The organism is Mangrovimonas sp. TPBH4, from assembly GCF_001280505.1.
GTDB lineage: Bacteria > Bacteroidota > Bacteroidia > Flavobacteriales > Flavobacteriaceae > Mangrovimonas_A.
In genome coordinates this window covers 87017-112483 of sequence record NZ_LBIO01000062.1, presented here as the reverse complement: position 1 = coordinate 112483, position 25467 = coordinate 87017, and the positions used below count along the sequence as shown (strand labels likewise).

Genomic DNA, 25467 nt, shown 5'->3' with positions numbered 1-25467 from the left:
CTATGAAAGTGAAAACAATTTTAGTGTCGCAACCAGAACCTAAAATAGAAAATTCGCCTTATTTTGATCTTCAGGAAAAACAAAAAGTAAAAATAGACTTCCGCCCTTTTATTCATGTTGAAGGAGTTCCTGCCAAGGAAATCAGACAACAAAAAGTAGATTTGAGCCAATACACTGCTATTATACTTACCAGTAGAAATTCTGTGGATCACTTTTTTAGAGTAGCCGATGAAATGCGCTTTAAAGTGCCAGATACCATGAAATATTTTTGCCAGTCTGAAGCCGTGGCTTATTACCTGCAAAAATACGTTGTGTACCGTAAGCGTAAAATTTATGTTGGAAAACGCACATTCGCGGAGCTTTCCCCGTTGATTAAAAAATATAAGGACGAAAATTTCCTATTGCCTACTACGGATAAATTGAAACCGGAGGTACCTGAAACCATGAATGCCCTGAACGTAAAATGGAAAGAAGCTGTATTTTACAAAACTGTAATCAGTGACCTTTCGGACCTTGAAAATGTTACTTACGACATTTTGGTATTCTTTAGTCCTTCAGGAATTGAGTCATTATTCCATAATTTCCCGGGGTTCAAGCAAAACAATACCCGTATTGCCGTATTTGGCAATACCACTATAAAAGCTGTGGAAGAAAAAGGATTGCGTGTGGATATAGCCGCACCAACACCTGAAACGCCATCCATGACCATGGCCTTGGAAAAGTACATTGAAAAAGTGAATAAGGGAAAATAAACCTTTACTCTACATCATAAAAAAAGCGATTCAAAATTGAATCGCTTTTTTATTTTCCTTTTTCATATTATAGTTTCTAGAAGGCGTAACGCTGTGGCCCTCCTCTTCTAATTTCTTCGTTTGCGTAGCTTTCAAACTTCTTGAAGTTCTCTCTAAACGCATTGGTCAACTTAAAGGCCATTGTGTAATAAGCCTCATCGTCGTTCCAAGTTGTTCTTGGACTCAATACTTCAGTAGGAACTCCAGGACAGGTTCTTGGCTGTGCTACTCCAAATACAGAGTGAATGTGATAATCATCATAATTGTACAATCCTAAATCACCATTCAACACCGCGTTGATCATGGCCCTTGTATACTTCAATTTCATTCTGGTACCTACGCCATAAGGCCCTCCGGTCCATCCTGTATTCACCAACCATACATTCACCCCTGTTTCCTTCATTTTTTTGCTTAACATTTCAGCATATTTGGTTGGGTGCAATGGCATAAAAGGCGCCCCAAAACATGCCGAGAAGGAAGGCTGTGGCTCCAATACACCTGCCTCTGTACCTGCCACTTTAGCCGTATATCCAGATATAAAATGATACGCTGCCTGAGCCGGTGTAAGCTTAGAGATTGGAGGCAATACCCCAAACGCATCCGCTGTCAAAAAGAAGATGTTTTTAGGATTTTTACCTATGGATGGTTGTTGAATATTATTGATATGGTGGATAGGATAGCTGACACGTGTATTTTGGGTAATGGATGTATCTGCAAAATCAACAACTCCATTGTCATCCAAAATCACGTTTTCAAGAATGGCTCCTTTTTTAATGGCATTGAAAATATCCGGTTCGTTTTCCTCTGAAAGGTTGATTACCTTGGCGTAACACCCTCCTTCAAAATTGAACACTGTATTTTCCTTGGTCCATCCATGCTCATCATCTCCTATCAATTTTCTGTTGGGATCTGCAGAAAGTGTTGTTTTTCCTGTACCTGACAATCCGAAGAAAATAGCTGTATCACCATCTTCTCCCACATTGGCACTACAGTGCATTGGCAAGGTGTTTTTGAAAACTGGCAAAATAAAGTTAAGGGCAGAGAAAATCCCTTTTTTGATTTCTCCAGTATATCCAGTACCACCAATTAAGGCCACTTTCCTGGTAAAGTCCAAAATGGCGAAGTTATGTTGGCGGGTACCGTCCTCTTCAGGATTAGCCATAAAACCCGGCGCATTTACAATGGTCCATTCTGGTTCAAACCCTAGCAATTCCTCTTCGGTAGGACGCAAGAACATGTTATAGGCAAACATATTGCTCCATGGATACTCATTGATCACACGAATGTTCAACCTATAGTTATCATCGGCGCAAGCGTAGCTGTCACGAACAAAGATTTCCTTTCCAGAAAGGTAATCTGTTACTTTATTATACAGTTTTTCAAACTTGTCAGACTCAAATGGAATGTTGATGTCGCCCCACCAAATCTTGTCCTCTGTAATGTCGTCCTTAACAATAAAACGGTCTTTTGGAGATCTTCCGGTAAATTCTCCTGTATTTATTGCCAAAGCTCCTGAGGACGCTTCCACGCCTTGTCCTGTGGCAATTGTAGTGTTGTGTAATTTTTCTGGGGATAATTGATATTGTACCTTTGCATTCTTGATTCCGTAGCTATCTAGCGAAATCGTTTTCGTAGTTTGGGTATTTTCTACCATAATTTTGTTTGTGTTGTTTGTCCGGCAAAATTAACAACAATATTTTAAAGTTCCACCTAAAACCTTATTTATCGGCTTTCATTTTCAAAAAGTCCACAAACATAAGGCCCCAGGACGCTATAAGAAACAGCCCGCCAATTGGAGTGACAAACCCAATGGTTTTGAAGTTAAATCCCGTAAGATTGTTAGTGGCCAACCCATAAATAGATCCCGAAAAGAACAAGACACCCACCAAGACCAAATAGAGCATTATTTTTTTTGTTTTTGGCTGAATACACTGTGTGCTTCCCACAAACAGCAGCAGTAAGGCGTGGTACATTTGGTAGCGCACACCAGTTTCAAATGTTTGCTGTGCCTCCACGTCAATTAATTCCTTTAAACCATGAGCGCCAAAGGCCCCTAAAACAATACTAATGCCTCCTAAAAGCGACGCTGAAATCAAAATGGTTTTATTCATATATTTTAAAAATTTGGTTTTTAATGCCTTAACATTTTATTACATTCGTAACAAAATTAACTAACTATTCTCATTATGCGAAAAATTTTAGTGATTGGTTCAGGTAAATCTGCGTCTTACCTGATTAAGTATTTATTGGAAAAATCCGACGAGGAACAACTTTTCGTAATTGTCGGGGATATCAATTTCTCCAATGCCAAAAAATTAATCAACCATCACCATAATGCCCAAGCGATTGTTTTGGATGTCAAAGACAGAAGGTCTAGACAGGCTGCCATTCAAAATGCAGATATCGTCGTATCGATGCTACCGGCACGCATGCATGTAGAAATAGCCAAAGACTGTATTTCGTTTAATAAAAACATGGTCACGGCTTCCTACGTGAGTGAGGAAATGCAAAAATTGGACAAAGTTGCTAAGGAGAAAGATCTCGTATTTATGAATGAGGTAGGTGTAGACCCTGGTATAGACCATATGAGTGCCATGAAAGTGATAGACCGCATAAGGGAACAGGGCGGCAATATGGTATTGTTTGAATCCTTCACAGGAGGTTTGGTTGCACCGGAAAGCGACAATAACCTTTGGAACTATAAATTTACCTGGAACCCTCGAAATGTAGTATTGGCCGGGCAAGGTGGTACGGCCAAATTTTTACAGGAAGGAACTTATAAATACATCCCTTACAACCGCCTCTTTAGACGTACAGAATTTTTGGACATTGAAGGTTATGGCCGTTTTGAAGCCTATGCCAACAGGGATTCCCTTAAATACCAGAGCGTCTATGGTCTTGATGATGCCAAAACTTTGTACCGCGGAACCATTCGTAAAGTGGGCTTTAGTAGGGCTTGGAACATTTTTGTCCAGTTAGGCATGACAGATGACGCGTTTACCATGGACGATAGCGAGGATATGAGCTACCGGGATTTTGTAAACGCCTTTTTACCTTATAGTCCTACAGATTCTGTAGAGTTGAAACTGCGCCATGCCCTTAAAATTGACCAAGACGACATTGTTTGGGACAAACTCGTGGAGCTTGATATTTTTAGCGACACCAAAAAGGTTGGATTGAAAAAAGCTACTCCAGCCGAGATTCTTCAGAAAATATTAGAGGATAGCTGGACCTTAGGTAATGATGAAAAAGACATGATTGTTATGTACCATAAATTTGGCTACGAACTCTATGGAAGAAAACACCAAATTGATGCCACGATGGTTTGCTTGGGAGAAGATAAAACCTATACGGCCATGGCAAAAACTGTTGGGCTGCCCGTAGCCATTACTACCTTGGCTGTGCTTAACGAAAAAATCACTAGGCCAGGTGTGCAAATACCAATTCATAAAGAAGTATACGAACCTATTTTAAAGGAACTGGAAAGCTATGACATTGTATTTAAAGAGTACGAGGTCCCTTACTTAGGCTACAATCCGCTAATACTTTAGTCAAAAAAGCGAATAAATTGGTGACTGTTTGTTAACTTTATACTTTCAAAACCAATGTTGCATTGGTTTTGAATTTTTGAAAATCTATGATTTGTCATGAAAGTCGTTAATCAAAATATCCAAATAGACGGGATCGATAAAAAGATCCTTAGGGCCCTTATGGAAGATGCCCGTACGCCTATTTTGGAAATTGCCAGACAGGTAGGTATTTCTGGGGCTGCCATCCACCAACGCCTGCGTAAATTGGAAAAATCTGGTTTGATTGCAGGCTCCAAATTTGTAATCAACCCAAAAATTTTAGGTTATACTACCATGGCCTTTATCGGGATTTATTTGGATAAAGCCGTGAGCAATCCAGAAGCTGTAAAACAACTTAAAAAAATACCAGAGGTTATTGAATGTCACTACACCACAGGGAACTGGAGCATTTTCATAAAAGTATTGTGTAAGGACAATGAACACCTCATGCATCTACTGAACAAAGACATCCAATCCATTACAGGGGTTTCCAGAACCGAAACCTTTATATCCTTGGCGCAACAAATCGACAGACAGATTAATGTTTAGGTTGAATGCCATTTAATTCAGCTATTCCAAAAACAACAAAATTTCATAAAACAAAAAGAGCCCTTAATTAGGACTCTTTTTTTTATAAGTTGTAAGCACTTATCTTCTAGTCTCTCGACATTAAAATTCTAAGTACATACCAAAACAAAAGCATAAGGGATGCAAACAAGCCCAAAGCTGCTGGAATATAATCGTCTGCGGTATATTTATTGACTAAGTTGGAAGTTTGGTATAAAATGGTACCACCAGCCAACACACACATCCCTACAGAAAACCATAAGCCTAAGTTAAAACCAAAAATAGTCCCGGCGATAATCAAACCTATAGCAATAAAGAATCCAATGGTCAATCCTGTTTTCAAGAATGAAAAGTCCTTTTTTGTAAAGAATACCACTGCCGACAAGCCCGTAAACAAAGCTAAAGTTACAATAGCTGCTTGATTGAGCAATTCAGGACCCGATTGGGTGAAATTAATGGCCATATAAATCAATGGCACAAAAATAAAGGCCTCGGCCAAGATATAAATTCCAAAGGCCAAATATTGCATGTTTTTGTCTTCAGAACGCATTGCGGTACTCTCTGCATAATTGGTCACCAACATGAAGCCTCCCAATAACAAGAGCCATTTAAAGCCATCCAGCATAGACATAAAGTTGACAACAGCATCACTCTGTAACAAGAGGTATTCAAAAAGTACGAATACCAATACGCCACCTGCAACATGGGCATAGGTTTTTTTGTAAAACTCAACACGGTCGGTTTCTGCCAGTTGGTTCAACAAGAATTTGGGTTGAACATTCTGTTCCATAAAATATAAGTTAGTTTATTGGTTTAGGTTTTGAAAGTAGCAAAAAAAAGTCAGATGCTTCCACCTGACTTCTAATTTTTATAAGATAGTCCTTACTAATCCCGGCCACCAAATACTTGCATGGCCCAATACAATAAGGATGCTAAAGCGCCTATCGCCGCCACCAAATAGGTACGTGCCGCCCATTTTAAGGCATCTTCAGAACCTGCATACTCCTCAGGTGTAAGCATGTGTTTGTTTTTTAACCATGCCAAGGCTCTGTTACTGGCATCATACTCCACCGGTAATGTAATAAAGCTAAAAAGTGTTGCTGCTCCCATAAACACCAAACCCAATACGGCTATCCAAAAGCCCATTCCAACACCAGCCGCGGCACCTAATACCAAGCCTCCTATCACCAGCCATTGCGACATGCTCGAGGTAATGCTCACCACAGGCACCAATGCCGAACGCATTTGCAAGGCCTTGTATGCCGTGGCATGCTGTACGGCATGTCCACATTCGTGGGCTGCCACGGCCGCCGCCGCAGCATTACGCTGGCTGTACACCGACTCACTAAGATTCACCGTTTTATTTTTAGGATTGTAATGATCTGTCAATTGCCCTCTGGTAGAAATCACCTGCACATCTGTAATGCCATTATCGGCCAACATTTTTTCGGCAATTTCCTTTCCGCTCATGCCATTTCTTAAATGGACTTTAGAGTACTGCTTAAATTTCTGTTTTAATTGATTACTTACCAACCAGCTTACCAGTGCAATACCACCAATTAGCAAGTAATACCCCATATATCCGCCCATAGTTCTTGAGTTTAAAATTTGTTCTATAAAGATAACAAAAAGCAGGCCATTTTATGGTAAGGAAATTTTGTCAGTTACTCACATAATCTGACGGCCACCCAAAGGATTCCGCAATTCCTTCATATACAATTTCACCTTTGACAATGTTCAATCCTTTAGACAATGAAACATCCTGTTTGCAAGCCTCTTCCCAGCCCATATCTGCCAATTTCAACACGTAAGGCAAAGTAACATTAGTGAGTGCCATAGTAGAGGTATAAGGCACCGCTCCCGGCATATTGGCCACACAGTAATGCACAATATCGTCTATAATAAAAGTAGGATTCTCATGCGTGGTTGGTTTTGTGGTTTCTATACAACCGCCTTGATCTACTGCCACATCAATTAACACGGTTCCAGGCCGCATCTCTTTCAACATGTCCCTTGTAATTAATTTAGGTGCTTTTCCACCCTTTATCAAGACTCCTCCAATAATCAAATCATGGGTTTTGATATGCTTTTTAATATTGTACACACTTGAAAATTCCGTAACTACGTGATTGGGCATGATGTCATTTACATAACGAAGCCGTTTCATATTAATATCCATAATGGTGACATGGGCTCCTAAACCGGCCGCCATTTTAGCCGCCTGAATCCCAACCACACCTGCTCCCAACACCAACACTTTTCCCGGAGGCACACCAGGCACACCACCTAGCAACACGCCTCTTCCCTTGATCGGTTTTTCCAAATACTTTGCGCCCTGTTGAATAGCCATTCTCCCGGCAACTTCAGACATTGGAGTCAATAATGGCAGGCTTCCATCCTCATCTTCCACAGTTTCGTAGGCAATACACACCGCTTCACTTTTGAGCATGGCCAAAGTCAAGGGTTCACTGGAAGCAAAATGGAAATAGGTAAAGATGATTTGGTTGGGTTTCACCAAAGGATATTCGGAAGCAATGGGTTCCTTTACCTTTACAATCATATCACTCGACGCATACACTTCTTCAATGGTATCCAAGATAATGGCACCCACTTCCAAATAATCTTCATCAAAAAATCCACTTCCTTCGCCGGCAGTGGATTGCACATAAACGGTATGGTTTCTATTGATTAATTCGAACACACCGGCGGGGGTCATGCCCACTCTACTTTCGTTGTTTTTAATTTCTTTTGGAACGCCAATTTTCATGGTATCGAAGGTTTTAAGGTTATGATGGACTTAAAGATACAAGGAATCTACCAAAGCATATAAATGAAAATCAGGTTTTTGGGATTTTTATAGAATCCTCAAAAAGTGCATTCCATTTAAAGGATTTTTTAATTGAAAAGGAATACCATTTTTATCAGTTCGTCATTTCGAGTGATTGGTTGGAATGTTAATGGAAACCTATTGTATCGAGAAAAAGAACTGAAACTAGTAAATGTTCTCGATACAAAATTCTTTTCAAGAATTTCACTCGAACTGACGCCATAGAAATTGTTAAACACTTTATCTGACGAATAATGGTTGTCAATCTGAACCCATGTGAAGAATCTCTAGTTAGGCAGAGATTCTTCCGATGTCGGAATGACATAAAGATTATGTACACTAATGAATGTAAAAGCATATAAGCAAACTACTGCAATGTTCTCGATACAGATTTCCTGCAGAAATCCACGCGAGCTGACGGTTGGGATACTATTAAAAAAAAGAGGCTCCGATACGAAATTGGAGCCTCAAAGCTATATCACATTAGGCCAATTAGCCTACAATGTTCACAATTTTTCCAGGTACAATGATGACCTTTTTAGGGGTACGTCCCTGCAACTGCTCTTGGGTTTTCTCATGAGCCATCACCGTCTTTTCGATGTCCTCTTTACTCATATCCAACGGCAGCTCAAGCGTAAAACGCATTTTACCATTGAAGGAAATAGGGTAGTTTTTACTGCTTTCCACCAAGTGCTTTTCATCAAACACAGGGAAAGCCGCTGTAGAAATACTTCCTTCATTTCCCAATTGGCTCCAAAGTTCCTCAGCAATATGTGGCGCATAAGGAGAAATCAACACCAACAAAGGTTCCAACACTGCTTTGCTGGTACATTTTTGAGCAGTCAACTCATTCACGGCAATCATAAAAGTAGACACCGAGGTATTAAATGAGAAATGCTCAATATCCTCTTCTACCTTTTTAATGGTTTTATGAAGGGTCTTTAAGTTATCCTTAGTGGCTTCGCTATCCGTTACTTTTAGGGCATCATTCTCAAAGAACAATTTCCAAAGTTTCTTTAGGAAACCATGCACACCTGTAATTCCCGCCGTATTCCAAGGTTTGGCCTGCTCCAATGGCCCAAGGAACATTTCATACAAACGTAAACTGTCCGCTCCGTACTCCTCACAGATATTGTCTGGATTCACCACATTGTATTTGGATTTGGACATTTTTTCAACCTCGCGACCTACTTTATATACCCCATCTTCCAATACAAACTCAGCATCCTTAAATTCCTCTCTCCAGTTTTTAAACGCTTCTACATCCAATTCATCCGAAGCATTTACAAAAGATACATCCGAATGGATTGGCTGTACTTTTTGCCCTTCAATTAATCCTTTTGACAAGAATTTATTTTCACCTTCAACTCGATACACAAAAGCCGAAGTCCCCAAAATCATTCCTTGGTTGATCAACTTCTTAAATGGTTCTTCAACCCCTACATACCCACGATCCTTAAGGAACTTGGTCCAAAAACGGGCATATAGCAAGTGCCCTGTGGCGTGCTCACTTCCTCCAATATATAGATCGACGTTTTCCCAGTATTTTAAAGCCTCTTCGCTTGCAAAGGCTTCACCGCGTTTGGCGGCTTCTTCCATATAACGGAAGAAATACCAAGAACTCCCAGCCCATCCAGGCATGGTGTTCAATTCCAAAGGAAATACCGTTGTGTTGTTTATGTTATCGTTGCTTACCACCGTGTTGGTTTCGGTACACCAGGCCCAAACATCGGCGCGACCCAATGGCGGCTCCCCTGTTTCTGTTGGTAAGTATTTTTCAACTTCTGGCAAGGTGATTGGCAAATGTGCCTGATCAATCATTTGTGGCATGCCATTCACATAATACACTGGGAACGGCTCACCCCAATAACGCTGACGGCTAAATACCGCATCGCGCAAACGGTAATTGGTTTTTCCATTACCTTGACCAAGGGCCTCCAATTGTTCGATGACCTTTTTGGTAGCGTCTTTATAATTCAATCCGTTTAGGAAATCGCTGTTGGCAATAATGGTAGCTTCTTTATCGGCAAAAGCCTCCTCGGAAATATCCACGCCTTCAAAAATATTAGGAATGGCAATATTGAAATGCTTCGCAAAATCATAATCGCGCTGATCTCCACAAGGCACGGCCATTACCGCTCCTGTTCCGTAGCTGGCCAATACATAATCGCCAATCCAAATTGGAATAGGCTCTTTACTGAACGGGTGCTCTGCATAAGCCCCAGTAAACACTCCAGAAATGGTCTTTACATCGGCCATACGCTCCCGCTCACTACGCTTTGCAGTCGCTTCAATGTAGGCGTTCACCGCTTCTTTTTGATCATCGGTTACGATTTTTGACACCAAGTCATGCTCTGGCGCCAAGGTCATAAAGCTCACCCCAAAAATGGTATCAGGACGTGTAGTGAACACTTCGATCACCTCATCATGACCATTCACATTAAAGGTGACGCTAGCTCCAACCGACTTCCCAATCCAGTTACGTTGACTTTCTTTTAGCGAATCCGTCCAATCGATGGTTTCCAAACCTTGCAGCAAACGCTCTGCAAAGGCAGAAATACGCATGCTCCATTGCGTCATTTTTTTACGTACTACGGGATGCCCCCCACGTTCGGACACACCATTTACAATTTCGTCATTTGCCAAAACCGTTCCCAAAGCAGGACACCAGTTAACTTCGGTTTCTGCCAAATAGGTCAAACGGTATTGCAAAAGGATTTCCTGTTGTTTTTCAGAAGAAAATTGGTTCCATTCCTCTGCTGAAAACGCGTCTATAGTATCATCGCATGCCGCATTGATATTTGCGTTCCCATCCGCAGCAAATTTTGCCACTAGGGTCTCTATAGGCTCTGCTTTGTTGTTGTCATAATTATACCAAGACTCAAACAATTGGATAAAGATCCATTGTGTCCATTTGTAATATTCTGGATTGCTGGTACGCACTTCACGAGACCAATCGAATGAAAAACCAATTTTATCCAGCTGCCTTCTGTAGGTCGCAATATTGGTTTCGGTGGTGATGGCAGGATGCTGTCCTGTTTGGATGGCGTACTGTTCTGCCGGCAAACCAAAGCTATCGTACCCTTGTGGGTGCAATACATTAAACCCTTTATGGCGCTTGTAACGCGCATAAATATCGGAAGCAATATATCCCAGTGGGTGCCCAACATGCAGACCTGCGCCACTTGGGTAAGGGAACATGTCCAATACGTAGTATTTGGGTTTATCGCTGTTGTTTTCGGCTTTAAAGGTTTGGTTGTCGGCCCAATATTGTTGCCATTTGGCCTCTATCTCGTTGAAATTATATGTCATAACAATGTCTGCTTCTACAATAGGAATTATTTTAGTTCCGCCAGCACTTCGACAAGCTCAGTGTGACCGTATTTATCCAAAATGTTTGCTAGTATCTTCCTATTAGGATTTTAAAAGGGCAAATTTAAGCTTAATATAACAATGTTGAAAGTTTAAACGTTGTAAACCTAAGGGGTATAGAATTCTTTTATATTTTTACGTCGCTAACAACATTACATATGAGCTCTTCTTTTGACAGATACCAAAAGCGCAAGTTAATTTCATCCTATTTTTCAGTGGTCATCAGTATTGCACTGGTACTGTTTTTATTAGGTTGTTTGGGCCTTTTGGTGTTGAATGCCAAAAAGGTGGCAGACCACTTTAAAGAGCAGGTGGTACTGACCATTTATTTGAACGATTCTGCCAAGGAAGTGGAGGTGAACCAACTTGAAAAGAGCCTTTCCATGGCCGATTATACCAAATCCATCACCTATGTTTCGAAAGAAGAAGCTGCCGAACTCATGAAAGCAGAGACCGGTGAGGACTTTATGGATTTTGTAGGCTACAACCCGTTACAGAACTCCATCGACGTATACCTAAAGGCCGATTATGTTACCAACGCGACCTTAGATGAAATTACCGAAGAACTCTCTACCAAAGCTTTTATTGAGGAAATCCGTTACGACAACGACTTGGTAGAGCTCATGAACGATAACGTAAAGAAAATCACCTTTTGGGTGTTGGTTATTAGCGGACTGTTTACCCTCATTGCGGTATTATTGATCAACAGTTCTATTAGGTTGGCCGTTTACTCCAAACGTTTTATCATCAAGACCATGCAAATGGTTGGGGCAACCAAACGCTTTATCAGAAGACCTTTTGTGTTGAAAAATGTTCAGTTGGGCATTATTGGCTCTATCGTTGCTCTGGCAGGAATGGCCGTAGTGTTACATTACCTCAACAAAACTTTCCCTGAACTAGGCCTTTTAGGGCAGCCGGTATTGATTGCAGCCTTGTTTGCGGCGGTATTCTTATTGGGAATTTTAATTACTTGGATCAGTACTTTTATTGCCACCCAACGTTTCTTGAACCTGAAAACAGACCAGTTGTATTATTAAGCAACCTAAGGCAGAACACAACACATTATGCATTGTACCCTTTGTGACAGCCAGCTCAACCAAAAGTCCGATGCCTATTATTTTATCTGCCCTACCTGTGGCGCCTATGTAATGGACAAGGCCCACTATTTTACAACCGAACAGGAAAAAGCCCATTACGAGTCCCACAACAACGATGTCAACGACCAAGGTTACCAAACATTTACATCCCCAATTACCAATGCCATTTTAAAAGCACAGACTCCTGAGCATTTAGGCTTGGACTATGGCTGTGGCAGTGGTCCCGTAATCACCAAAATGCTTCAGGAACAACAGTATCGAATAAACTTATTCGACCCTTATTTTTATCCAGATCCAGCTTACAAAAACCACCGTTACGATTATATTTTTAGCTGTGAAGTCTTTGAACACTTTTACAATCCCAAACAGGAGATTGCCCAATTGGTAGCCCTTTTACAACCCGAAGGTCGTTTGTACATCATGACGCATTTGTACCAAGGCCATCCAGATTTCAACACTTGGTATTACCGCAAGGATGCCACCCACGTATTTATCTATACCGAACAAACCATGAGGTATATTGCAGATACATTCAACTTGGTTATTGAGAGTTTAGGAGAACGGTTGACGGTGTTTAAAAGACATAATGTAAAAGAGAGTATTTCAAATTAAAGACCATAAATAACTATCTTTTGCATGTATTAAAACTATTACTATAAGTTCTTTTCATTTTAGATTAAATCAAAAAATTATAGAACGATTTAACACCGATCATCGCAACTGTACACACTCTGTGATATACTACCTTTATTTACCAATCCTCCTTACCTTTATTTCTTTTTTTCACTAGAAAAATAAGGGCAAAAATAATTGTTAAGCAAACCATTATTATCTGCAAATAAAAATAATCATCCTTTTTATCTAAATATTGAATAACAAGGAGAACTATAAAAGGAATATAAATAACATATTGTTTCAAACTATTATCATTTATTATTTAAACTATTTTAAATCAACCTGTCTTCAAAGTCACAAACAAGACTGTAAAACCTAGGAAAACATAAGGTACTTCACTCTTCATAAAATCACATCGCTTTTGAAACTCAAATATAACAACCTTAACCTATTTATTTTACCTCAATTGAAAACGCAGGAACAAAGGTATCCTTTCGGCCATCCCAAAATGTCATTCTACTCCATTTATCAGTTCCAAAGGCAGACCTCATAAAGGTCAATTGTTCTGTACTACAAGCACTATAGGCGATACTGCTGTCATTATAGGTGTTGTTTTGCAATAAAGTGCCCTCATCATCTGCAAAACCCATCCATTCAATACCTACAAACACACCTTCCTCAGGAAAGATCATATGATAGGTCTTTAAATCCAAAACCACATCTCCCCTTTCCCCCTTAGCAAGAGCAACAGTGATATCTTGGTAAGCATTGATCCTCTTACCTGGGGTATTGCTCTCATTGGTATAGAAATTAATCTTTAACACGGCCGTTTTATCCTCACTTCTTCTTCTAACTTTAAACTTAAAGGCAGTCATTTCAAGATTACTTAATTGTTTGTTATTTTGGACAAACGTTACTATTTCCATCCCTCTTTGTGCTGAACAAAAAGCACTTCTCTTTCGTACAAACTCATGCCCCATCCACACAGCTTCTTCTTTTCGTTGGGTAATAACTACTTCTGGCAAATCATTAAGTAACTCTTCCAATACAACGTCTATATTGCTATGCTCCCAAGTCACCTTTTGTGTACCAAATCCTAAATGGGAAATCAACAAAACATCAATATCCATATCAGGTGCAATCATAGCCAAGCCCTTTTCGTTGGCATACATCCCCCCAACAATGGAATCCTGTTTTAAAAAAGTGATTGTAGCATAAGGGATACCCTCTCCCGTGGCAGTTTTTATGGCTACTTGCTGGGCAAAGCCTATTGCCGTGTTTAAAAGGAACAAGGCTAATAAAAATGGTTTAGTGATATTCATAATGGTTGGGTATTATTTATTGGTTCTTCAAAGTCTGTTAATATTTATTCGTATTACCTATAATATCAAGGTGCAATTCTAACCAATACTTCTTTTTCAACTAAAGCCTTCGAGAGCTTTTCTAGTAATTTTGGTACATCCTCTCTATTGAAGTTTTCCATAAAATTCACTTCAATATCATATACATATCCTTCCTGTTTCTGCTGAAACAACCTGGCATCGCTCCAACCGTGGAACTCCATCAAAGTTTCAAATGTGCATGAAGTACAACTCCATTTATCTCCCCTAATATTAACCTCATGTTTCGAAATAAATGCTGTTTCCGAATATTCTACACAAAACGATTCATTATTGATAACATCACTCGGAACATCCGGATCCTTTTCAAAACTTACATTAAAAAATAATATGAATGCTATAGTTCCATTCCACAGAAAATGATATCCCATAGCATAGATAAGTTTATAATTAAGTACCAACCATAAAGCAATTAGGTGTCCTGCAAATCTTGACAAAAGTGAAAACATCCATAACTCACCTAAATTATTAAAGTCCAAATGCAATACCGAAAACAAGAGTGCATTAACCACAATCCTTATATGCAACAGTGAATCTTTTTTTGAAGCTGTTTTATGGTCGTAATAACTGACACCACAAAATAACAAATACAATAAAACAGCAGGCACGTGCAACCTTATAACATATATTGCAATAGGCAAAGCTATATAACTTAGGATCTTAAAATACTTAGACCTTAAAAAGGCACCATCAAAAAGCAGTTCCTCCAAAATAGGGGCAATGAGTACCATTGATAGAATTCTTAGAACAAAGTAAAAAACCGAACTATAGGTTTCTGTTTCATAGTCACTTGAATCGGCACCTAGATCCGTAAAAAGCATCACGACAACAATGCCCAACAGGGACAATATCTTTAAACCGATTCCAATAAATAAAATAGGATTTAGCCGATTAGGGGCCAATAGGGCTTTTAGATAATTCATTAAATAGGTTGGTATAATTGGTTAAGGACGAAAATAGTGATTCGTATCTTTATTCAGAAAATACTTTCAAAACATTTAACATTTCTATCGGCATTTCCCCTTAATATCCCCTACTTTAAAATCCCAAAGGATTATCGCAGCTCCCTCCAAATTTACAGCTCCTTAACGCGAAAGTTTTAAATAAAACCGTTACTTTGCACTTGCCTAAAGTGCCTAGTAGTACCAAGGCCATTGCCCAGGTTGTTGGCAATGCAATTTGTTTCAAAAAATTTTACAGCATATGGGAGCACAAAAGCAAAAAGAAACCAACAAACAAGACTTTCTTTTCGGGAAGAAAAACTACCAGTTCATGCTTATTGGCTTGGCCTGTATTGCCCTTGGATTTATTTTAATGTCTGGAGGCGGTAGTGACGACCCTAATGTATTCAACCCCGAAATTTTTAATTTCAGACGCATCCGTGTGGCTCCTACCCTAGTGCTTATTGGCTTTGCAATTGAGATCTATGCCATCTTGCTCAACCCGCATAAAGCGCCAAAATCCAACAACTAGTTAAGGCCTTCGCCGTTCTGTTTGACATCCCATTATTGATATTTATACCGCATGGACATTATCGACGCCATCATCCTTGGAATTGTACAAGGGCTTACCGAATTTTTACCCGTATCCTCTAGTGGCCACCTCGAGTTAGGAAAAGCCATTTTGGGAGACAGCTCCATTCCTCAAGAAAGTTTAATGTTTACCGTGGTATTGCATTTTGCCACCGCCCTAAGCACCATCGTCGTGTTTAGAAAGGATATTTTAAGCCTATTGGAGGGTATTTTCAAGTTCCAATGGAACGAAGACCTTCAGTTTGCCTCCAAGATTGCCCTATCCATGATTCCCGCTGTAATTATCGGGGTGTTTTTTGAATCGGAGTTAGAAGAACTTTTTGGCGGTAACATCCTCTTGGTTGGCTGTATGCTATTGGTAACTGCCGCCCTGTTATTTTTGGCAGACCGTGCCAAAAACACCAACAAACCAGTAAGTTTTAGCAACGCCTTTGTTATTGGTATATCGCAGGCCGTTGCCATGTTGCCCGGTATTTCGCGTTCTGGAGCGACTATTTCCACATCGGTACTGTTGGGGAACGACAAAACCAAAGCGGCCCGTTTTTCATTTTTAATGGTGGTGCCCCTTATCTTTGGAAAGATTGCCAAAGATCTCCTTGGCGGCGAATTGAGCTACGAAAGCTCCAACTTTACCGCTCTTAGTATTGGTTTTGTGGCGGCCTTTGTGGCGGGCCTTTTTGCCTGTACCTGGATGATTGCCTTGGTGAAGAAAAGCAAACTTGCCTATTTCTCTGTGTACTGTGCCATTGTGGGCCTAATTGCCATTGTAGTAGCTTTAATCTAATTTGATTTTGTGATGATGACTGCTGAAGATTTTAAAGACGGACAAGTACTGTTAATAGACAAGCCCCTTACCTGGACTTCCTTTCAAGTGGTGAACAAACTGCGCTGGGAAATCAGGCATGCCCATAATATTAAAAAGATAAAAGTAGGCCACGCCGGAACTTTAGACCCTTTGGCCTCTGGGCTTTTGGTGATCTGTACCGGAAAAATGACCAAGCAGATAAACACTTTTCAGGCACAGATTAAGGAATATACTGGTACCATTGTTTTGGGAAGCACTACGCCTTCCTACGATTTGGAAACCGACATTGATACCACCTATCCAACCAACCATATCACCGAAGCATTGATCTACGAAACCACCAAAAGCTTTTTGGGCGATATAGAACAATACCCACCCGTATTTTCGGCCATAAAAAAAGACGGGAAACGCTTATATGAATTTGCCAGAGCTGGTGAAGAGGTTGAAGTAAAACCAAGAACCATTAATATTTCTGAATTTGAAATCACCCGCATTGGGGAGAACGAAGTCGATTTTAGGGTGGTATGCAGCAAGGGCACTTACATCCGTTCCTTGGCGCACGATTTTGGGAAAGCCTTGAATTCTGGCGGGCACCTTTCGGTTTTGCGCCGTACCAAGATTGGCGATTTTGATGTGGCCAATGCCCTCACCCCAGAAAATTTTATAAAGACCCTAGTTTCGGAATAGTTTTTGTGTAAGGGTTTTCATAAATAATCAACCTCTATGAAACCATCCCTTTTTGCCATATGTCTCCTTGTAAGTGTATCCACTTTTGCCCAAGGCGGACTTAAAAACAAAGGCATTTTCTACAAATTTTCACTGGCCGCTACCCTTAGGACCAATTCAGACTATGTGGTAACCCGAGACGACGGCAACACCCTAATTCAACTAAACGGACTGTTCATCAACAACTCCCTAGGCTATCAGTTTGACAGGCGTGCCAGTGTGGCCCTAAACGTAGAGTACGACCATTACTTTAAACAGAGTTTCAACTTTATGCCGGTGTATGCCACCTTCCGCTACAATGTACTGGATTTTGACGACCGATTGTTCCTTCGTGCAGGTTATGGAAAACTCTTCGACATGGGCGCACATTTTGAAAACGGCACCATGTATAAGGCCGGTATAGGCATACAGACCTTTGATGCCAATTATAGAAATTCCTGGCTGTTTGGACTGGATTTTAGCAGAAAACGCTTTGGGTACAGACAGGAAGAGAAACTTTCCAGTGTAGCCATTTTCATCGAATTTATGCTCTTTTAATCCATTTTAGTTAAATTAACGTATATATTTATGCACTCAAGTCGCAAATTTGGAATTAATAGAAAAACATAAAGCCTTAATAATCACCACGCTCATTACAGGAATTGTGGTGATGATGCTCTTTAGCTTTCACATAACCAAGCAACAGGCCACCATCTCCGAAAGTTATTATGAAATGGAACCGCCCACCCCGGAGGAAATCGAAGAACTCAAGGAACTGGAAGCTTTGGAAGAAGCCTTGGGCAAAACTACTAACCAAGCGTACAACGAAGACCAAGAGTTTAAGGACATGATGAAAAACTTCAAGTCCATGAACGCGAACGATTTTGAAAAAACAACCCAACAATTGGAGGAAGTAGAAGCCGCCGAGATGGAGGCCAACGATGTAGTAACCTCTACAAATACCTTCAACGGCTCTGGCGACTATAGTGTAAACCAAGACGAATTGGAACGTTATAAAAAGGCCAAGGACATGCTGGCCATGAAAACGGCCGACAGCAACGAGAAAAATGCCAATAACAATCCTCTAAGTACCCTAACCTATTCCCTAAAAGGTCGTGAACTTTTAAGTAATGAAACACCCCGTTACCTGTGTGAAGATAGTGGTAAAATTGTAGTGAATATTACGGTTAACAACACAGGTGATGTCACCGATGCCTACATTAATAAATCCTCAACCTCCACCAACCAATGCCTTTTGGACCATGCTTTGGAATACGCAAAATCGGCACAGTTTAACAATGGCAGTAGTAATAGCCAATTGGGGTCCATTACCTTTTATTTTAAGGGGAAATAGAGGAATTTGTTTTAATCTAGCTCTTGTCCTCAAAATAATTCTTTGAGAAGTAAAAGAAGCTGAACCAATAGAATAGAAAGGCTACTATTTAATTAATGACATCATTAAAATTAATTTAAACCAACTCCAACACAATGAAAAAACTAGACCTACTACAGAATATTAGCTATCCACCCTAACTCCTCACTTACATATTTTTATAACACCTCCCTTCCTCACTAATCCCACCATCTTTAAAATGAAATACTTTAATCACGTTATAATTACGATAACAGTCATAATATTTTCTTGCGGACAGAAAAAACAAAATCCAAACAAAGGTGACTTACAAGCCTCAGAATTCGATAAAACAAATTCTATCCAAACAGAAAGCAGTGCTGTTCCATTAAGTAAATACCGCATTAAAGACACCACGATACTTGTTGATTATATCTCGAAGTTTGAAAATCATAAGGATTATCATCTCCCTTTAAGTTTAACTTCTAATTACACAGATGAACTATGGGAGCAACTATATAAGGCTTCTACTGGAATTGTACACAAGGGAGATTTGGAAACAATTTATGAAATGCCAGATAGTATTATCAATGTACATTTTTCAACAACAGGGATAGACCGCTTACTATTAGTTAACTCCCAACAAGATGTATTTGACACCATTTACAGAAATAAATATAAGTTCTACGATGCCTCCATAGAATCCTACTATGTTGCTAGCTACGAAATTAAGGAAGCGCAAGATGACCCTATAATTGCCATATCCACAAATAAGGATCTTACAGGTTTACTTAACAAATCGCCTGAAACCATTACAAAAGACAGTACAGAAATGAGCTATAAAAGCCTTATTAATAAAACATATAACACTATCTTTTCAGAATCTACACTTATTCACAATAAAGATACTATCTCAGTTGTTTCCTCAGGCAGTTACCCAAAGAGCACCTACAGTGTATTTTTAATACAAAACGGAATGATAAGAGACTCCCTGATTACTGAATATCTAGCTATTGAGGACATGAAGCCTATTCCTTTAGCAACCGATAAGGAATTGACATACATCTATTCCGGTTTCCAACCAGATACCGATTGGTATTGGAATGGATTGTTAGCGATAGATATTAAAAATTGGAAATTAAAAACATTCACTAGAAACAGAATAAACAGATAAACATAAGCTAACTGAATTAGGCATTTCATTTACAAATAAAAATCAAATGGTTTTCAACTTAGATTATGACATTAAAAGGGCATGTTTTAATGTAAGATTAAGCTCGGTGGTTATGGAATTATCTGAAACAAAAAAACACTTAAAATAAACTAGTAGCTAATATCTACATGATTTATTGCTTCTAACATATTTGTAGGAAAAAACCTTTATAATTACTAACTTGGTCTCTTAATGGAAGTAAACTATGGTAATTTAAACCACCAAAACCACATTCAACCTGTGGATATACACCCGAGACCTTACTAATTTAAGAAACATGAACAACCTAATTACGAATAGAAATTTAATAATTATAAATTTTGTAATTGTAGCCTACTTTGGTCTTATCTGGCTTATTAATTTTTATAACATTGATTTTGTGTTAGTTGGCGTATTTAGAGAACTATTGACACTGCCATTTCTTGCAGCACAAATTGTATTTTTGATTATAGGGATAATGCATTTCATAAAAAACAAAAAAAATGTACTGATGATAATTAGTTTATTGACATTAGCCATTTGCACAATGGTTACCATTAGCAGTTTCTTTTAAAAAATTGTATTGAGAACAATGAAAAATCAGATAATATTGAAACCCGAATTTTTAAAAACATTATTTGCTCTACTAACGCTCTTCTATAGTTTCCAATCACTTGCTAAGGAACAACAACCAGCAACATTAGAGAATTTTACAATTGTTATTGAAGAAGTTGAAAACGGTATTAAACAAATGGGGATAGAAGGGACTGCATGGCTTAAACTATCTTTTAGCCTAAAACCCAATCAACCCCAAGCAGTGGACCAATACGGCATGTCACAATTGAGTAAAGATTATCCAAATACAGAACCGAATTTAGTCAATTTTCTCTTTACAATAACCAAAACTGAAAACTGGTTTATACTTAAAGGTATAAAGGGAACAGCTTGGACTGATTTAAGATTCACTTTACCGGCAAGTGGCAAACAGGCCATTGACGAATCTGGAACCTTAAATATGAATTTAAATAACTAAAAAGAAGGATTCCCCAGTTTAGCTTTTTAGGCTTAAAACTAAACTTTCAAAAAGACTTGAGTCTTTTTTTATTAATTTAGATAGCGAACCAACCAAAACAAAGAACACATGAATACGGTTAAAAATATTTTAGGATGCCTAGCATTCCTCTTACTGATGGGCTGTGCCATAGAATCTGAATTTGGATTACCTAACGATGAAAGCATCAACCATGAACTTCTTGGAGAATGGGGCTTCTCCAACAATGATATTGAAAAAATTACTATTCAAAAAGCCAGTGACACAACCTACAAATTAGCCATTAAAGATGGTAAAGAAATAGAGGAATTGCAGGGACATCAAAAGACCATTAAAGGGGTTTCCATCATGAATGTTAAAACTGAATACAAAGACAAGACTATATATACGTTTTATGGCTTTACAGTGCAGGACAATACTCTAACCTTTTCCGAAGTAAATGATAAGCTTCATAAAAAGGAATTCACATCAGAATCGGAGCTCATAAGCTTCTTTGAAAACAACATTGAGCGTGATGACTTTTTTATAAACGAAAATCAGTTGAAGAGAATTTAAATCCAAGTACTTTTATAATTATCAAGGTTAGTCCCAACAACCAATACATTTTAAATGACATTAACTGCTCTTAAACCACGCACCATCATTAAAGACACCCCTAAACTGGAAAGGGCCTATATTCAATTTGAAAAACTCCTTAACGAACTGCAAAAAAGAGACCTTCCAGAAGCTATTGTAAATACCATCAACCCCTATATTGAAGCCCTAAACGCACTACCCGACAATGAAAAAACCTTGCGAACGCAACTAAAAAAGCACCTGAAAAAGATTGTAACATTATTGGAGAAGGAATTACAATTAGTCCCAAAAAATTATTACCAACAGAAATGGATGGCTATTGGAATATCTGTTTTTGGGATTCCACTTGGGGTGGTCTTTGGTACCAGCCTCGGAAATATGGCTTTTTTAGGTATTGGACTTCCTATTGGCATGGCTATGGGCATTGCTGTCGGTTCAGAAAAGGACAAAAAGGCTCAAGCCGAGGGAAGGCAACTGGATTTGGAATTGAAATATTGAACACCTACTTTTCAAAACCTTTTTACCCTCTTAAATTGCAGCAACCAACTTAACTCTATACTTATAGCTTGAGACTCCTAAAAAACCTTTTGTTATTTCAAAAACCCCATTTCTTTATAGCCTATGCCATAGCCATTGTACTTGGGCTTTTATTTGGAGGGGAGCCCGCGACCATTGGTTGGTGCTTTTTGTTTACGGCTCCACAAATGCAGTTCTTCTTCTACGACCTTAAAGACAAACAGCAATACTATTATTACTACAATCTAGGTTTGAGTAAGGGTACGCTGTGGGGATCAACCATGGGCATTTGCTTGATCAACCTAATAATACTGTCTATAATATGAGTCACCTACATATAGATAGTGTTTCAAAAAGCTACGACACCAAGGTCATCCTAAGCGATGTGTATATGTCCTGCAAAAAAGGGGAGACGGTTGGTTTGATTGGACGCAATGGCTCAGGTAAATCTACCTTGCTCAAAATTGTTTTTGGTATTGAAAAAGCCGATTTTAAGTTTGTAAGTGTGGGCCAAACTATTATCAAATCAGTTAAAGACGGTAGACGGTTGATCAATTACCTGCCCCAGGACAACTTCTTGCCCAACAATGTTTCTATAAAGTCTTTGATCAATTTGTTTCTAGAGAAAGCACATAGAGAAACAGTACTTGAAAACGAATACATACAACCGCTACTAAAAAAACAGAATCAACAGTTAAGCGGTGGCGAAAAACGCATTGTTGAAATTTTGCTGATGGCACATTCCAATGCACACTTTGTGTTATTGGATGAACCCTTTAATGGGCTAAGTCCAATTATGAAAACCTATGTTATTGAGTACATCAATGGACTGAAATCTTCCAAAGGCTTTATCATCACAGACCACGATTATGAAAATGTCATCCATTTGGCAGACCGTATTGTGTATTTGCAAAATGGCTTTTTAAAATCACTTAAGGACCTCAATGAACTGGTCACTTTGGGATATATACCTGAAGGAACCTTTGAAAACATTGAAAAACTACAACAGTAAATTGACAACTTCACGAACAAAACATTACAAAAAAAGCCCCGCATTTCTGCGAGGCCTTTTTACACATATTAACCAATCTAATTAAAACCTACTATTATTGTCTTTATGCTTTACCGGTACTCTTTGTGGTACCAATTGTTTTCTTGTTTTATAAATTCTTAAACCTAATACTGACATTAGGAGCATTGCGGCAGCTATTACTATTGTTGTCATCATCTAAAATCTATTACGGTTATGTTATTGCGCCAACTTCTATATCAAATTGGCTTCTTATTATATTTACAGCAATAACCGTACCAAATCACCAATTACAGATTGTCCCTTATCGGTATTGTACCAAACCTGTAGCTCTTCCTTAAATTCAGGAGTCAATGCACCGTGTTCCGTCTTAAAAGCTTCTACCATTTCCGTAGCTTTGGTTGGCCTTGGCCCGAAGGTACTGACCACCTCTCCTGTGGTATCTTCCACCATAATCAATTTTGGAATGGAACGTCCTCCATTGGTCAAAAATTCATCCATCAAAGCTTCATGTTCATCTCTAAACACAAGCTTGAGTGTAATATTGTCATTAAGTTCGGCTACCTTGTTAATAGCCGGAACTACGTGGGCAGCATCGCCACACCAACTTTCGGTAATCACCAACCAAGTTACCTTGGTCTGGAATTTCTCCACGGCTTCCCGAATGTCTTGGGCCACTTTTATAGTTTTGTCCCACCGCTTCATACGGCGGTCATTGAGTACTGTAAAATTAACACGTTCCTCTGACTGTTCAGGTCCCGAGGTTGATTGTTGGGCTACAAGGCCCTTGACCTTTTCACGATATTGCTCATAGGTCATACTATGTGCCAAGCTCGCTTTGACAATCTCGTCTACTCTGTTAATTTGTGATATATCCATACTCTAAAATTTTTTGACAAAATTAAGGCTAAAATGCCTATTTTTAGGTAACCGTTGTTACATTAAACCCTTCATTTTTCAACAGAAATTACCATGGAAAAACACAGATGTGGATGGTGCCTTGGAGACCCACTTTATGAGACCTATCATGACGAAGAATGGGGCGTTCCCGTATATGATGACGCCAAGCTTTTTGAGTTTTTGATATTGGAGACCTTTCAGGCCGGATTAAGCTGGATAACCATCCTTAGAAAGCGTGAAAACTTCAGAAATGCCTTTGATAATTTTGATTATAGAACCATTGCGGAGTACTCTGACGACAAAATAGAAGCCCTGCTTCAAGATGCCGGTATTATAAGAAATAGACTAAAAGTAAGAGCGACTGTTACCAATGCCCAGGCCTTTATGAAAGTACAGGACGAATTTGGAAGCTTCAGCAACTATATTTGGGACTTTGTAGATGGACAACCCATTACCAATAAGATAGAACACTATAAAACCGCTCCAGCCACAACCCCTTTGAGCGATACCATCAGTAAAGATTTAAAGAAAAGAGGGTTTAAGTTTGTTGGCTCTACGGTAGTCTATGCCCATATGCAGGCCACCGGTATGGTAAACGACCACGAAACCAAATGTTTTAGATATACAGAAGTTTAAACTTTAAAAACATATCAATCCCCAATTTTCAAATACTTTAAAAACTCCTCTCTAGGCATGTCCTCAGCCCCCAAGGTTTCCAGGTGATTGGTGTATACCTGGCAATCTATAAGTCTGTAATTTGTATTTTGAATAAAAGTTATAAAGGCCGCCTTACTGGCATTGCTTACTTTGGAAAACATACTTTCCCCACAAAACACGCCATTGCCCAAATCTACACCATATAGACCGCCTACCAATTCATTGTCCAACCACACCTCTACAGATTTCGCATAACCCAACTCATGTAAGTCCGAATAGCCATCGATCATGCCCTGTGTAATCCAGCTGCCAGGCTGCCCATGACGTTTAATTTTAGAACAGGACCTGATCACTTTAGAAAATGCCTTATTAACCGTCACTACAAAATCTGTATTACGAAGTACCTGCTTCATGCTCTTAGAGACTTTTAAGCGTTCTGGAAAAAGCACAAAGCGTGGATCTGGCGCCCACCATAAAATTGGATCATCATCATCGAACCACGGAAAAATGCCACTGCGATAGGCCAACAGCAAGCGCTCCACAGACAAATCTCCACCAATGGCCAAAAGCCCTTCTGGAGAGGTTTCCCTAACATCTGGAAATTTGAGTTCATTTGTAAGAATACTTACCATTTACTACAACGTTTTCGTGAATATTCACACAACTTTCCTTTCAAAAGACAATAATTTTTATCAAATTTGAAATGGCCTGTACAATAAATTATTTATTCATCATTGCATTTTGATAACTACTTATTGGAGGCCACACCTAAAACCACAATACTAAAGCTCTGAATTCTTCGGAGCTTTTTTTATGAGGTCCCTTAAAAATACATTCTTTTTTAAAGTACATGAAAGGAAAGTTCAATAGATTTCAACATACAAAAAACCCCACTACAAAGTGGGGTTTCTTAA

The 25467-nt window shown here is 39.2% G+C and carries 27 protein-coding genes; 17 read left to right on the top strand and 10 right to left on the bottom strand.

The window, feature by feature from the left end; all coding sequences use genetic code 11:
* Positions 1-2 precede the first annotated feature (2 nt).
* The gene (locus ZA05_RS16295) at positions 3-752 is read left to right on the top strand and encodes a uroporphyrinogen-III synthase (protein ID WP_053992755.1); all 750 of its coding nucleotides are present in this window, start codon (positions 3-5) and stop codon (positions 750-752) included.
* 76 nt (positions 753-828) lie between these two features.
* Here the strand turns inward: ZA05_RS16295 and pckA are convergent, their stop codons facing one another.
* Together pckA and ZA05_RS16285 are read right to left on the bottom strand one after the other, a co-directional pair.
* A complete protein-coding gene (gene pckA / locus ZA05_RS16290; protein WP_053992754.1) occupies positions 829-2445 on the bottom strand; it encodes a phosphoenolpyruvate carboxykinase (ATP) in 1617 nt (538 codons plus the stop codon).
* A gap of 64 nt (positions 2446-2509) precedes the next feature.
* A complete protein-coding gene (locus tag ZA05_RS16285) occupies positions 2510-2902 on the bottom strand; it encodes a DUF423 domain-containing protein (protein WP_053992753.1) in 393 nt (130 codons plus the stop codon).
* 75 nt (positions 2903-2977) lie between these two features.
* Between ZA05_RS16285 and ZA05_RS16280 the strand changes: the two genes are divergently transcribed.
* Both ZA05_RS16280 and ZA05_RS16275 read left to right on the top strand, forming a co-directional pair.
* The gene (locus tag ZA05_RS16280) at positions 2978-4342 is read left to right on the top strand and encodes a saccharopine dehydrogenase family protein (protein ID WP_053992752.1); all 1365 of its coding nucleotides are present in this window, start codon (positions 2978-2980) and stop codon (positions 4340-4342) included.
* A gap of 96 nt (positions 4343-4438) precedes the next feature.
* Entirely contained in the window at positions 4439-4909 is a 471-nt protein-coding gene (locus tag ZA05_RS16275; RefSeq protein ID WP_053992751.1) for an Lrp/AsnC ligand binding domain-containing protein, read from the top strand.
* A 106-nt stretch (positions 4910-5015) separates the two neighbouring features.
* Here ZA05_RS16275 and ZA05_RS16270 read toward each other — a convergent pair whose 3' ends face one another.
* The 4 genes from ZA05_RS16270 to leuS all read right to left on the bottom strand — a co-directional run bounded on the left by ZA05_RS16270 (position 5016) and on the right by leuS (position 11066).
* Positions 5016-5717 carry a Bax inhibitor-1 family protein gene (locus tag ZA05_RS16270; protein ID WP_053992750.1) on the bottom strand — a complete coding sequence of 234 codons (702 nt, stop codon included), beginning with the start codon at positions 5715-5717 and terminating at the stop codon, positions 5016-5018.
* Positions 5718-5812: 95 nt separating this feature from the next.
* On the bottom strand, positions 5813-6517 hold the full coding sequence (locus ZA05_RS16265; protein WP_231632509.1) for a zinc metallopeptidase: 705 nt from the start codon (positions 6515-6517) through the stop codon (positions 5813-5815).
* 70 nt (positions 6518-6587) lie between these two features.
* A complete protein-coding gene (ald, locus tag ZA05_RS16260; RefSeq protein WP_053992748.1) occupies positions 6588-7694 on the bottom strand; it encodes an alanine dehydrogenase in 1107 nt (368 codons plus the stop codon).
* Positions 7695-8246: 552 nt separating this feature from the next.
* Positions 8247-11066 carry a leucine--tRNA ligase gene (leuS, locus tag ZA05_RS16255; RefSeq protein WP_053992747.1) on the bottom strand — a complete coding sequence of 940 codons (2820 nt, stop codon included), beginning with the start codon at positions 11064-11066 and terminating at the stop codon, positions 8247-8249.
* 218 nt (positions 11067-11284) lie between these two features.
* On the opposite strand from leuS, the gene ZA05_RS16250 reads away from it, so the two are divergent.
* Entirely contained in the window at positions 11285-12163 is an 879-nt protein-coding gene (locus ZA05_RS16250; protein WP_053992746.1) for an ABC transporter permease, read from the top strand.
* A 27-nt stretch (positions 12164-12190) separates the two neighbouring features.
* Positions 12191-12835, top strand: coding sequence for a class I SAM-dependent methyltransferase (locus ZA05_RS16245; protein ID WP_053992745.1), 645 nt, complete (start codon positions 12191-12193; stop codon positions 12833-12835).
* Between the two features lie 455 nt (positions 12836-13290).
* On the opposite strand, the gene ZA05_RS16240 is transcribed toward ZA05_RS16245, so the two are convergent.
* Together ZA05_RS16240 and ZA05_RS16235 are read right to left on the bottom strand one after the other, a co-directional pair.
* Positions 13291-14160 (bottom strand): hypothetical protein, encoded by an 870-nt coding sequence (locus ZA05_RS16240; protein WP_053992744.1) that lies wholly within the window; start codon positions 14158-14160, stop codon positions 13291-13293.
* Between the two features lie 65 nt (positions 14161-14225).
* Positions 14226-15161, bottom strand: a complete 936-nt coding sequence (locus ZA05_RS16235; RefSeq protein WP_053992743.1) for a CPBP family intramembrane metalloprotease — start codon at positions 15159-15161, stop codon at positions 14226-14228.
* 280 nt (positions 15162-15441) lie between these two features.
* Between ZA05_RS16235 and ZA05_RS16230 the strand changes: the two genes are divergently transcribed.
* The 11 genes from ZA05_RS16230 to ZA05_RS16175 all read left to right on the top strand — a co-directional run bounded on the left by ZA05_RS16230 (position 15442) and on the right by ZA05_RS16175 (position 22978).
* Positions 15442-15711: a DUF3098 domain-containing protein gene (locus ZA05_RS16230; RefSeq protein ID WP_053992742.1), complete on the top strand. Its 270-nt coding sequence runs from the start codon at positions 15442-15444 to the stop codon at positions 15709-15711.
* Between the two features lie 51 nt (positions 15712-15762).
* The gene (locus ZA05_RS16225; protein WP_053992741.1) at positions 15763-16554 is read left to right on the top strand and encodes an undecaprenyl-diphosphate phosphatase; all 792 of its coding nucleotides are present in this window, start codon (positions 15763-15765) and stop codon (positions 16552-16554) included.
* A 15-nt stretch (positions 16555-16569) separates the two neighbouring features.
* Entirely contained in the window at positions 16570-17262 is a 693-nt protein-coding gene (gene truB, locus ZA05_RS16220; protein ID WP_053992740.1) for a tRNA pseudouridine(55) synthase TruB, read from the top strand.
* A 36-nt stretch (positions 17263-17298) separates the two neighbouring features.
* On the top strand, positions 17299-17838 hold the full coding sequence (locus ZA05_RS16215; protein WP_053992739.1) for a hypothetical protein: 540 nt from the start codon (positions 17299-17301) through the stop codon (positions 17836-17838).
* Between the two features lie 49 nt (positions 17839-17887).
* The gene (locus tag ZA05_RS16210) at positions 17888-18634 is read left to right on the top strand and encodes an energy transducer TonB (protein WP_053992738.1); all 747 of its coding nucleotides are present in this window, start codon (positions 17888-17890) and stop codon (positions 18632-18634) included.
* Positions 18635-18872: 238 nt separating this feature from the next.
* Positions 18873-19805: a hypothetical protein gene (locus tag ZA05_RS16205; RefSeq protein ID WP_053992737.1), complete on the top strand. Its 933-nt coding sequence runs from the start codon at positions 18873-18875 to the stop codon at positions 19803-19805.
* 610 nt (positions 19806-20415) lie between these two features.
* Complete coding sequence (locus ZA05_RS16195; protein ID WP_053992735.1) at positions 20416-20856, top strand: hypothetical protein; 441 nt, start codon at positions 20416-20418, stop codon at positions 20854-20856.
* A gap of 108 nt (positions 20857-20964) precedes the next feature.
* Complete coding sequence (locus ZA05_RS16190) at positions 20965-21429, top strand: hypothetical protein (protein WP_157514733.1); 465 nt, start codon at positions 20965-20967, stop codon at positions 21427-21429.
* A gap of 54 nt (positions 21430-21483) precedes the next feature.
* A complete protein-coding gene (locus tag ZA05_RS16185; RefSeq protein WP_053992733.1) occupies positions 21484-21948 on the top strand; it encodes a hypothetical protein in 465 nt (154 codons plus the stop codon).
* A 68-nt stretch (positions 21949-22016) separates the two neighbouring features.
* Positions 22017-22292: a hypothetical protein gene (locus tag ZA05_RS16180; protein WP_053992732.1), complete on the top strand. Its 276-nt coding sequence runs from the start codon at positions 22017-22019 to the stop codon at positions 22290-22292.
* Positions 22289-22978: an ATP-binding cassette domain-containing protein gene (locus tag ZA05_RS16175; protein WP_053992731.1), complete on the top strand. Its 690-nt coding sequence runs from the start codon at positions 22289-22291 to the stop codon at positions 22976-22978. The genes ZA05_RS16180 and ZA05_RS16175 overlap by 4 nt, the downstream gene beginning before the upstream one ends.
* Before the next feature lie 279 nt (positions 22979-23257).
* Here the strand turns inward: ZA05_RS16175 and ZA05_RS16170 are convergent, their stop codons facing one another.
* Positions 23258-23875 (bottom strand): thioredoxin family protein, encoded by a 618-nt coding sequence (locus tag ZA05_RS16170; RefSeq protein WP_053992730.1) that lies wholly within the window; start codon positions 23873-23875, stop codon positions 23258-23260.
* A 93-nt stretch (positions 23876-23968) separates the two neighbouring features.
* On the opposite strand from ZA05_RS16170, the gene ZA05_RS16165 reads away from it, so the two are divergent.
* Positions 23969-24532, top strand: a complete 564-nt coding sequence (locus ZA05_RS16165; protein ID WP_053992729.1) for a DNA-3-methyladenine glycosylase I — start codon at positions 23969-23971, stop codon at positions 24530-24532.
* A gap of 14 nt (positions 24533-24546) precedes the next feature.
* On the opposite strand, the gene aat is transcribed toward ZA05_RS16165, so the two are convergent.
* Complete coding sequence (gene aat / locus ZA05_RS16160; RefSeq protein ID WP_053992728.1) at positions 24547-25185, bottom strand: leucyl/phenylalanyl-tRNA--protein transferase; 639 nt, start codon at positions 25183-25185, stop codon at positions 24547-24549.
* Positions 25186-25467 lie beyond the last annotated feature (282 nt).